The organism is Kribbella sp. NPDC055071 (assembly GCF_053608045.1).
Window position 1 is genome coordinate 114,237 of the sequence record NZ_JBSGUS010000003.1, and the last position, 9,573, is coordinate 123,809.

Below are 9,573 nucleotides of genomic sequence, written 5' to 3' on the forward strand. Positions count from 1 at the left end.
GGCGGACCACCGGGCGGACTGGCATAGTGCAGGCATGGCTCGGGAACTGACGACTGTGGGTGTGGTGGGTCTTGGCACGATGGGTGCCGGGATCGCCGAGGTGTTCGCGCGGAACGGGCTGACGGTGGTCGGCGTCGAGCGCGACCAGGAGGCCGCCGAACGCGGCCGCGGCCACATCCAGCACTCGACCGACCGGGCCGTGAAGCGCGGCAAGCTGTCGACCGACGACCAGCAGGCGCTGTTCGACCGGGTCACGTTCGCGACCTCGATGGAAGCGCTGGCCGACTGCGATCTCGTCATCGAAGCGGTGATCGAGCGGCTCGAGCTGAAGCGCGAGATCTTCGCCGAGCTGGACAAGGTCGTCCGCGAGGACGCGATCCTCGCCACCAACACGTCCTCGTTGTCGGTCACCGAGATCTCCGTCGCCACCCAGCGCCCGGGCCGCGTCGTCGGCATGCACTTCTTCAACCCCGCACCCGTGCAGGAGTTCGTCGAGGTGATCAAGACCGTCGTCACCGAGCCGGACGTGGTGGAGGACGTGCTCACGCTGGCCCGCCGCCTCGACAAGGTCCCGGTGGTCGCGGCCGACCGGGCCGGCTTCATCGCGAACGCCCTGCTCTTCGGCTACCTGAACCACGCCGTCTCGATGGTCGAATCCCGCTACGCGACCCGCGAGGACGTGGACGCGGCGATGCGCCTCGGCTGCGGTTACCCGATGGGCCCCTTGCAGCTACTCGATCTCATCGGCCTGGACACGGCGTACGAGATCCTCGACACGATGTACAAGCAGGGCCGCAACCGGCTGCACGCACCGGCGCCCATCCTCAAGCAGATGGTCACCGCCGGCCTGCTCGGCCGCAAGACCGGTCGCGGCTTCTACACCTACGAGGCGCCGGACTCGCCCGTCGTCGTGGACGACGAGAGTACGCCGTCGGCCTCCGCCGCCGGACCGACGATCCGGCCGATCCAGCAGGTCGGCGTGGTCGGCTCCGGCACGATGGCCGTCGGCATCATCGAGGTGTGCGCCAAGGCCGGGTACGACGTCGTCTATGTTGCCCGCGGCACCGAAAAGGTGGAGAAGGTCCGCGCAGCGCTGGAACGCTCGCTGGAGAAGGGTGTCCAGCGCGGGAAGCTGTCCTCCGACGAGCGCGACGCGGCGCTGCGCCGGATCACCGGTACGGCGAAGCTCGACGACCTCGCGCGGGTGGACCTGGTGATCGAGGCCGTGGTCGAGGAGCTCAGCGTCAAGCAGGCGTTGTTCGAGACGTTCGACGAGATCTGTAAGCCCGGCGCGATCCTGGCGACCACCACGTCGTCGCTGCCCGTCATCGATCTGGCCGTTGCCACCAAGCGGCCGGGCGACGTGGTCGGGCTGCACTTCTTCAACCCGGCGCCGGTGATGCAGTTGGTCGAGGTCGTCTCGACGGTGAGCACCTCGCCCGAGGTCGCCGACACGGTCGCCGCCGTGGCCGTTGCCGCAGGCAAGCATCCGGTCCGCTGTGGCGACCGGGCCGGCTTCATCGTGAACGCGCTGCTCTTCCCGTACCTGAACGACGCGGTCCGGATGCTCGAGGCGCACTACTCGGGCGTCGACGACATCGACGCCGCGATGAAGCTCGGCTGCCGCCTCCCGATGGGCCCGTTCGAGCTCCTCGACGTCGTCGGCCTGGACGTCTCGCTCGCCATCCAGCGCACCCTGTACCTCGAGTTCCGCGAGCCCGGGTTCGCCCCCGCCCCCCTCCTCGAACACCTCGTCACCGCCGGCTACCTGGGCCGCAAAGCCGGCCGAGGCTTCCGCGACTACACCTGAGCGACGGTAGCGTTGCCTCCATGCCGGATGGCGAGGAGAAGCACCTCACGACGGCGCTGGGTGGGGTGCCTGGCGAGCCGTTGAGCCCTGACGATCGGGTGGAGCGGGAACGCGTCCGTACGCTCCTGCAGTCTGTGGCGTCCTGCTACAACTCTCTGGTCGCGCGGGAGACCGACGCGGACCGCCAGGCCGAGCTGGCCACGCAGCTCGCGCTCCACGACGACCAAGTACGTCGCCAGAACGCACTGTCGGCCGAGGAACGACGCGAGATCATCCGCGTGTACCCAGCGCTGCTGGATCGGTTGCGCGCCGAGCTCGACGCATGAGGACTACAGCGCCTGAGCTCACGCTGCGGGAGGCGGACGCGCTGATCAGCCGCCGGTTGAGCCAGATCACTCCACCGACGCCGCCGGTGCGATTGCCAGGGCAACGTCCGCTGGCAGTGCTGATCGGTGGCACACCAGGCTCGGGTAAGACGACCAGCCAGTGGCTGCTGCAGTCCTCGCTCGGTCCGGATTCGACCGCGGTCTACGACCTCGACGACGACCTCGCGGCGCACCCTCGCTACGACGCGATCATGCGGTCGTGGGGCCTCAGCGGCGCTCGCCTGATCGCCGACAATCTGCCGCCTGGCATGAGACGCCGCTGCCTCGACCCTCTCCGGAACGGCGATGCGCAGTACGACGTGATCGCCAGCGCACCGCTGCACCGAGAGATGCTGGCCAAGGGTTGGGTGGACGAGTTCCGCACACCGAACTACCGGGTAGCGCTCGTCTACGTCGTGGCGCACGAAGCCAGCAGCGCCCTCGGACGGGCGGTCCGGCTCCAGCAGGCCCGAGACGACACAGGCATCGGTCGCTGGGTGGATCCTGCCCTGGCGGTCAGTGCCGACCGGCTGTATCCGGACACGGCCCAACTGCTCGAGTCCACGGCGTACGTCGACGACCTGTACGCCGTCGACCGGGACGGCTATGTGCTGTACGAGAACCACCGCGGGCCGGACGGTCTGATGCCGGAGCCTTGGCGGGTCAAGGAGGCGATCCTTGCCGAGTGCAACCGTCCGCCGACTCCGGCCGAGCACGAGCAGTTCCTCGCAACCGCCGTCCCGCTGTTGGGCCGCGGTGACCTGCCCACTGTCGTCCGTGAAGAGGTCCGGACCGCGATGGAGAAGCACAACGCGCGTCCCGCACCCCAACTGAGGTCACACGCGCTGGGGCGGGTCGACCAGCGGGTGCTCGAACTGCAACGGCTCACCGGCTCCGGCCTAGCCGCCCCGAGCGCCGTTGCCCCGACACGGCCGGCCCCTGGGGCAAGCGGCCGGCGCTCAGTGGACGGCGGATCGCGAGAGCTTTAGGGCTGCGTCTTTTAGGGCTCGGCGTCGGCGTAGTCGCCGCAGGGGCCGCCGCCGATGGCCTCCGGGAGGATCGCCGTACGGCGGTCCGGGCGGACCAGCGGGTTGTAGAAGGCAGCGATCTCTCTGCTGTCTTCCGGGATGTAGTGGAAGATCAGCGAACGGCGGAAGCGGTCCGCGGTGGTGTTCGGGCGGGAGCCGTGGACGACGCTGCCGTGGAAGAAGAGGACGTCGCCGGCCGTCATTTTCGTCTGCACCTTGTGCAGACCGTCCGGGACCGGGACCTCGGCGTTCGTGAAGGACTCGGTGAGGTCGGCCGGCTCCGGGCAGACCAGTTCGGTCCGGTGCGAGCCTGGTACGACGGCGAGCCCGCCGTTGTCCGCGTCCACGTCGTCGACCGCGATCCACGCGGCCAAACAGGTCTCCGGATCGGCGCGCAGGAACGTGTTGTCCTGGTGCAGCGCCTGCCCGCGCGCGCCCGGCGGCTTGAAGTAGAACATCGACTGAGCCCCGAGCGCCGGACCGATCAGCACAGTCACGACATCGAGGATCCGGCTGTCGAGCATCAACTCGAGCGCGATCTTCCCGGCCGGGACGTCGGTGCGCCGATGCGGATGCACGAACCGCGGGAACCGGGCCAGCGGGTCGTCGGCGGGTACGCCGTCGTCGATCGCCAGCGAGTGATCCACGGCCACCTGGTCCATGAAGACCGACTTGAGTTGCTCGACCTCGGCGGCGTCGAGCAGGCCGGGGACCTGCACGATGCCGTCCCGCCGGTAGATGTCGGCGACTGTCTGTGTCATGTCTCCAGGATCGGCGCGGAAGGCGCCGGCCGACGATAGTCTATCGAGCTGTGAACCTTCGAGATCCTGCTGAATCGCCGACGCCGGAGGTCCGCCGGCTCGTGACCGGTGAGTTCGACGAGGGCCCGGAGTACGCGACGTACCGGCGCCGCGGGACCACCGACTGGCTGCTCGTCCAGACCCTGGCCGGCCGCGGGCGATTCGGCACTGTCGTGGCCGATCCAGGTGGCATCACTCTCGTCCGGCCCGGCACTCTGCACGACTACGGCACAGTGGGGGAGCGCTGGCACTTCTACTACGCGCATTTCAATCCGAAGCCCGACTGGCTCCCGCTGCTCGACTGGCCGGAGGCAACTCCCGGCACTCTGGTGCTCCGGCCCGCCCCCGCGCCCTTCGAACGGATCGCCGACCATCTGCGCGAGGCGATCCGCCACCAGGGCAGCGTCCTCACCCAAGGCGAACAGCTCAGCGCCAACGCCCTCGAAGCCGCACTCCTGTGGTGCGACACCCAGAACCCGAAGGCGGTCCGGATCGACGACCGCCTCCTGCGCGTCATCGAGCTGATCGACCAAGACCTCAAAGCCCGCCTCGACCTGGCCGACCTCGCCCGCGCGGTCAACCTCTCGGTGTCACGCTTCGCGCATCTGTTCCGCGAGCAGCTAGGCGTCAGTCCACAACAATTCGTCGAACGCCGCCGGCTCGACGCCGCCTGCCGCCTCCTCGAACTCACCACCCGCCCAGTCGCCTCGGTCGCTCACGAGGTCGGCTACCCGGATCCGCTGTACTTCTCCACGCGCTTCCGCCTCTACACCGGCAGAAGCCCTTCGGCCTACCGCGACGACAGGTAGGTGAGGACTGCCATCACTCGGCGGTTGTCGTCTTCGGACGGTGGCAGGTCGAGCTTGGCGAAGATGTTGTTCGTGTGCTTGCTGACGGCCTTCTCGGTGACGAAGAGCGCGGCCGCGATGGCGGCGTTCGAGCGGCCTTCGGCCATCAGGCCGAGCACCTCGGACTCGCGCGGGGTCAGTCGGCTGATCGGTTCGTCGCGGGTGTTGCGGGCCAGCAACTGACCGATCACGTCCGGGTCCATCGCGGTCCCGCCGCCGGCAACGCGCCGTACCGAATCCAGGAAGTCGGCGACGTTCGAGACCCGGTCCTTCAGCAGGTAACCGACCGCGCCACCACCGCCGGTGAGAAGCTCGCGCGCATACAACTGCTCGACGTACTGCGAGAGGACCAGGATCGGCAGGTTCGGCACCTGTCGGCGAGCCTCGATCGCGGCCTTCAGGCCCTCGTCGGTGAATGTCGGGGGGAGCCGTACGTCGACAACGGCCACATCCGGCCGGTGCTCCACCAGGGCGGGCACCAGCCGGGGACCGTTGTCGACTGCCTCGACGATCTCGAAGTCGTGCGCCTCCAGGAGGCGGATCAGGCCGTCCCGGAGGAGGGCGTGGTCTTCAGCGATGAGGACTCGCAAGGCAGCTCCATGATCACGGTGGTCGGCCCGGCGCTCGGGCTCACCACGGTCAACGTACCGTCGAAGGCGGCCAGCCGCCGCTCGATACCGTACAAGCCACCGCCGGGCCGGATCTCCGCGCCTCCGATGCCGTCGTCGCCGACGATCATGTGCAGCTTGTCCTGCTCGTGGGTGATCTGGATCCAGGCGGTCGTGGCCGCCGAGTACTTGACCGCGTTCGCGAGGCATTCGGCGATCGCGAAGTACGCCGCGGACTCGACCGGCGCGGGTGGGCGGCCGGGGACGTCGATGGTGACGTCGACCTTGAACGGGCACGACAGCGCGAGTGCCTTGACCGCACCCTCGAGGCCGCGATCCGCGAGCACCGGCGGGTGGATCCCGCGGACGAGATCGCGCAGTTCGGACAGCGCCGTACTGGCCGACTCACGCGCCTCGGTCAACAGCGCCGCCGCCTGGGCCGGGTCGCGGGCGACCATCTCCTCGGCCATGCCCAGGTTCATGCTGAGCGCAGCCAGGCGAGCCTGGGCGCCGTCGTGCAGGTCGCGCTCGATCCGGCGCAGCTCGGCCGCCTGGGTGTCGACGGTCTCCGCACGGGAATCGGCCAGCTCGCGGACCCGCATCGCCAGCCGGGCGCTCTCGGTCGGGCCGAGCAGCGAACGGGCCATGAAGGCGTTTGCCTTCAGCAACCGCTCGCCGGCGGCGTTCCAGATCAGGAAGGCGATCAGCGCGACCGGCATCACCAGGAAGCTGCTCCAGAAGTTCACCGTGACCAGCCCACCGAACGGCTCGGTGAAAACACCCTTCGGGGTAACACCCACGAGCAGCGGGTAGACCAGGTAGAACAACCCGGCCAGGAAGAGTACGGCGCTGAGCAGGCACATCGTGAAGCCCAGTACGGCGTTCACGAGCAGCCAGACGATGTCCCGCCAGGTCGCCGGGTCGGTGAACGTCGTCCGCAGCCACATCAGGATGCCGGGCAGCGGCGGCTTCTTGTACGGGCGCGGGATCACCTCGCCGGTGAATCCGGCCAGGATGGTCCGGTGGCAGTTCGCGAACCAGCGGGTCGCCGGCACGAACGCGAGCAGCAGCGGGATGCCGACCCAGACCGCGATCAGCGGCACCGCCACCACGTTGAGCACGAAGAACGCGATCCCGAGCTCGGCCAGGACGGCCAGGAACAGCGCGATCCACGGCTGGGCGAGTTTGGGATACCGCATCGGCGGCGCTTGGGTGGCGACTGTGGTCATGTCATCCATCATGACTCAGCGTGCGGTCCCCGGCGGTGGTGTTAGACCCACTCTCGGATGGGCACTGGTACCCCACTCGGTTCGGGTAGTAGCTCTCATGTTTTCGGCCATTAGGGCGACGAGGGTTGATGCCATACCCTGGCCGCGGCTGTACGCCTGGCCTCCACCGCTCAAGAGATGAGGCCCTAATGGCTCAGCCCGTTGTGCTTCCGGCTACCCGCGGTAGCGACTTCGCACCCCTGCTTCGCGAGATCAAGGCCGCCGGTCTGCTGGAACGGCGTTCCGCGGCCTACGCGATGGCGATCGGCATCAACGTCGTACTGATGGCGATCACCTGGGCCGGAATCGCCGTGGTCGGCTCGTCCTGGTGGGTGCTGCTGCTCGCGATCCCGCTGGGGATCCTGACCACCCGCGCCGCGTTCTTCGGCCACGACGCCGGCCACCAGCAGATCGCCGCCTCCCGCAAGCTGCACGACTGGATCGGCATGCTGCACGGCAACCTGCTGATGGGGATGAGCTACGGCTGGTGGAACGACAAGCACAACCGGCACCACGCCAACCCGAACCACACCGACAAGGACCCCGACGTCGGTGAAGGCGTCCTGGTCTGGACGCTCGAGCAGGCCGAGGGCCGCACCGGCCTGCACGGCTGGCTGAGCCGCAACCAGGCGCGGATCTTCTTCCCGCTGCTCACGCTCGAAGGCTTCAACCTCAAGGTCTCCAGCATCCGCTTCCTGTTGAGCCGCCCGTGGCGCGAGTCCCGGACCGAGCTGCTGCTGATGGCCGCGCACATCGGCCTGTACTTCGGCGCGCTCTTCCTGATCATGTCGCCCGGCCAGGCCGTCCTGTTCGCGCTGATTCACCACATGGTCTTCGGCTTGCACCTGGGCAGCGTCTTCGCCCCGAACCACAAGGGCATGGAGATGCCCGACGACGACACCAATTGGGGACACCTGGAGAAGCAGGTCCTCACCTCGCGCAACGTCAAGGGTGACATCGTCACCGACTGGATGATGGGCGGGCTCAACTACCAGATCGAGCACCACCTCTTCCCGAGCATGCCGCGCGCCAACCTCCGCTTCGCCCAGCCGATCGTGCAGGCCTACTGCGAGCGGATCGGCCTGTCCTACCTCAGTACCAACCTGATCGATTCGTACCGGATGGGTCTGCGCCACATGCACGACGTCGGCGCCGAACTCCGCGCCGAGAAAGCCGCAAGCCTTTAGCCTGCTGGACTTTCGGTTAGGCCTAGGCGACTCAGTCGCAGATCGGCTACGGTCTCTGAACTCGGGGCCGCCCACTCTGTGAGGAGACCGTCATGACCGAATCGTCCGGCATGAGTCGTCGAGGACTACTCGGCGCTGTCGCCGGGGTCACCGCAGCCACCGCCCTCCCGGCAGCCCCCGCCTGGGCCGCCGACGACCAGCGACCCGGCGCGGTGAACCGACCGAGCCTGGACAAGTACGACCGGCAGATCGTCTCCGGTCTGTCGTCCGACCGCGCGTTGCGCCACCTGCAGGTGCTGTCCGAGCACATCGGTCCACGGATCGGTGGGACCGCGAGCGAGAAGCGCGCGGCCGACTACATCGCCGATCAGCTCGACAGGTTCGGCTACCGGACCCGGCTGGAGCCGTTCCCGGTCGCGGACAAGTTCCTTGCCGAGATCAACGACGTACGCAACATCCTGCCGGACGACCTGTGTTGGCAGGCAGGTGCCGCTCCTGGTGGCAAGCTCGACGTGACGGCCGAGGGTCCGGTCCGGGACGTCGGGCCGGCGACCGCGCCGGTCTGGCCGGCCGACGTCGCCGGCTCGATCGTGATCGCGGATGACGTGGCAGCATCGCGCCCGGCCTTAGTCGCGGAGGCCGCGGCGCGGGGTGCTGTCGGGGTCATCCTGCTGCCCGCCGACCAGGTGTTCCCCCGGCGGGCGTCGGCGTTCTCGCCGAGTGGTCTGACCGACGCGCCGATCCCTGTCATCGGCGTCGCCCAGGTCCAGAAGAGGCTCATCCGGGAGGCGCTCGCAGTGGTGAACTCATTGCCTTTGCGGATCAGTACGACGGCGCACCGCGGACTCATCTCGAACAACGTCATCGGGGAACGGCGAGGCAGGTCCGGCAGCGCCGGCCCGATCGTGATGGTCAGCGGTCACTACGACTCGGTGATTGGAGCACCAGGCGCGAACGACGACGGCTCGGGCACTGTGCTAACTCTGGAACTGGCGCGCGTGATGAGCCGGCTGGCAACGAACGCGACCCTGCGGTTCGCGCTGTGGGGTTCGGAGGAGCAGGGCCTGATCGGGTCGCGGTACCACGTCGCGCAGTTGGTGCAGGATCAGCGCGATCGGTACAAGGCCGTCTTCCAGAACGATATGGTCGCCACGAGCTGGGATCCGGCGATCACCTATTGGCTGTTGTCCTTCACCGGGCTGGCGAACCCGGCGACAGACGCCGTACGGGCCTCTGGCGTGCGGCTCGGGTACGACCCACAGATCGTCGGTCCGGTGTTGCGTGGCGCGTCGGATCACCAGTCCTTCCAGGAGGTCGGGATCGCGGCGGCGAACTTCTCCTGGCGTGGTGAGATCTCCCCGGCCCACCTGGAACCGCCGTACCACTCGCCCGAGGACACCATTGCCAAGAACGTGAGTCTCGAGCGGTTGCTGGTGTCGATGGAACTGATCGGCACTGCGGCGTACGCCGTCGCTCGGCAGTGAGCTGGGTCATACGGCTAGCCTTGAAGGGTTATGTCGCGTAGAAGGCCTTCCAAGTGGCAGCGGGCGGGGAGGCCCCCCGCCCCGGGCGGTGGTTACCAAGAACCGGGAAATAGGGGCCCCCGTTTGTGGGAACGACCCCCCCGGGGGGGGGCCGCCGGCGCGCAATAGTTTAGAA

Annotated in this window: 9 protein-coding genes; 6 read left to right on the plus strand and 3 right to left on the minus strand. The window is 68.3% G+C overall.

The window, feature by feature from the left end; translation table 11 throughout:
• Positions 1-34 precede the first annotated feature (34 nt).
• From ACWF4Z_RS07200 to ACWF4Z_RS07210, 3 genes are read left to right on the plus strand one after another with little or no spacing between them, the layout of a single operon-like run.
• Positions 35-1,810 (plus strand): 3-hydroxyacyl-CoA dehydrogenase family protein, encoded by a 1,776-nt coding sequence (locus ACWF4Z_RS07200; RefSeq protein WP_452242068.1) that lies wholly within the window; start codon positions 35-37, stop codon positions 1,808-1,810.
• 20 nt (positions 1,811-1,830) lie between these two features.
• Positions 1,831-2,136 (plus strand): hypothetical protein, encoded by a 306-nt coding sequence (locus ACWF4Z_RS07205; protein WP_452242069.1) that lies wholly within the window; start codon positions 1,831-1,833, stop codon positions 2,134-2,136.
• Entirely contained in the window at positions 2,133-3,164 is a 1,032-nt protein-coding gene (locus ACWF4Z_RS07210) for a zeta toxin family protein (protein WP_452242070.1), read from the plus strand. The genes ACWF4Z_RS07205 and ACWF4Z_RS07210 overlap by 4 nt, the downstream gene beginning before the upstream one ends.
• 11 nt (positions 3,165-3,175) lie before the next feature.
• On the opposite strand, the gene ACWF4Z_RS07215 is transcribed toward ACWF4Z_RS07210, so the two are convergent.
• Positions 3,176-3,964 (minus strand): phytanoyl-CoA dioxygenase family protein, encoded by a 789-nt coding sequence (locus ACWF4Z_RS07215; protein ID WP_452242071.1) that lies wholly within the window; start codon positions 3,962-3,964, stop codon positions 3,176-3,178.
• A gap of 50 nt (positions 3,965-4,014) precedes the next feature.
• Here ACWF4Z_RS07215 and ACWF4Z_RS07220 point away from each other — a divergent pair, with 50 nt between their 5' ends.
• Entirely contained in the window at positions 4,015-4,812 is a 798-nt protein-coding gene (locus ACWF4Z_RS07220; RefSeq protein WP_452242072.1) for a helix-turn-helix domain-containing protein, read from the plus strand.
• On the opposite strand, the gene ACWF4Z_RS07225 is transcribed toward ACWF4Z_RS07220, so the two are convergent.
• Both ACWF4Z_RS07225 and ACWF4Z_RS07230 read right to left on the minus strand, forming a co-directional pair.
• The gene (locus ACWF4Z_RS07225) at positions 4,794-5,441 is read right to left on the minus strand and encodes a response regulator (protein WP_452242073.1); all 648 of its coding nucleotides are present in this window, start codon (positions 5,439-5,441) and stop codon (positions 4,794-4,796) included. The genes ACWF4Z_RS07220 and ACWF4Z_RS07225 overlap by 19 nt on opposite strands.
• Positions 5,393-6,688 carry a sensor histidine kinase gene (locus ACWF4Z_RS07230; protein WP_452242074.1) on the minus strand — a complete coding sequence of 432 codons (1,296 nt, stop codon included), beginning with the start codon at positions 6,686-6,688 and terminating at the stop codon, positions 5,393-5,395. Before ACWF4Z_RS07230 ends, ACWF4Z_RS07225 begins: the two co-directional genes overlap by 49 nt.
• Before the next feature lie 188 nt (positions 6,689-6,876).
• Between ACWF4Z_RS07230 and ACWF4Z_RS07235 the strand changes: the two genes are divergently transcribed.
• Both ACWF4Z_RS07235 and ACWF4Z_RS07240 read left to right on the plus strand, forming a co-directional pair.
• Positions 6,877-7,914, plus strand: a complete 1,038-nt coding sequence (locus ACWF4Z_RS07235) for a fatty acid desaturase family protein (RefSeq protein WP_452242075.1) — start codon at positions 6,877-6,879, stop codon at positions 7,912-7,914.
• A 92-nt stretch (positions 7,915-8,006) separates the two neighbouring features.
• Positions 8,007-9,398 carry a M28 family peptidase gene (locus ACWF4Z_RS07240; protein ID WP_452242076.1) on the plus strand — a complete coding sequence of 464 codons (1,392 nt, stop codon included), beginning with the start codon at positions 8,007-8,009 and terminating at the stop codon, positions 9,396-9,398.
• Positions 9,399-9,573: the final 175 nt, after the last annotated feature.

What these genes read in the sequence shown, in the direction of transcription:
- ACWF4Z_RS07215 (WP_452242071.1), bottom strand. Translation starts at nt 3,964, where the DNA reads ATGACACAGACAGTCGCCGACATCTACCGGCGGGACGGCATCGTGCAG.
- ACWF4Z_RS07230 (WP_452242074.1), bottom strand. Translation starts at nt 6,688, where the DNA reads ATGACCACAGTCGCCACCCAAGCGCCGCCGATGCGGTATCCCAAACTC.
- ACWF4Z_RS07235 (WP_452242075.1), top strand. Translation starts at nt 6,877, where the DNA reads ATGGCTCAGCCCGTTGTGCTTCCGGCTACCCGCGGTAGCGACTTCGCA.
- ACWF4Z_RS07205 (WP_452242069.1), top strand. Translation starts at nt 1,831, where the DNA reads ATGCCGGATGGCGAGGAGAAGCACCTCACGACGGCGCTGGGTGGGGTG.
- ACWF4Z_RS07240 (WP_452242076.1), top strand. Translation starts at nt 8,007, where the DNA reads ATGACCGAATCGTCCGGCATGAGTCGTCGAGGACTACTCGGCGCTGTC.
- ACWF4Z_RS07210 (WP_452242070.1), top strand. Translation starts at nt 2,133, where the DNA reads ATGAGGACTACAGCGCCTGAGCTCACGCTGCGGGAGGCGGACGCGCTG.
- ACWF4Z_RS07200 (WP_452242068.1), top strand. Translation starts at nt 35, where the DNA reads ATGGCTCGGGAACTGACGACTGTGGGTGTGGTGGGTCTTGGCACGATG.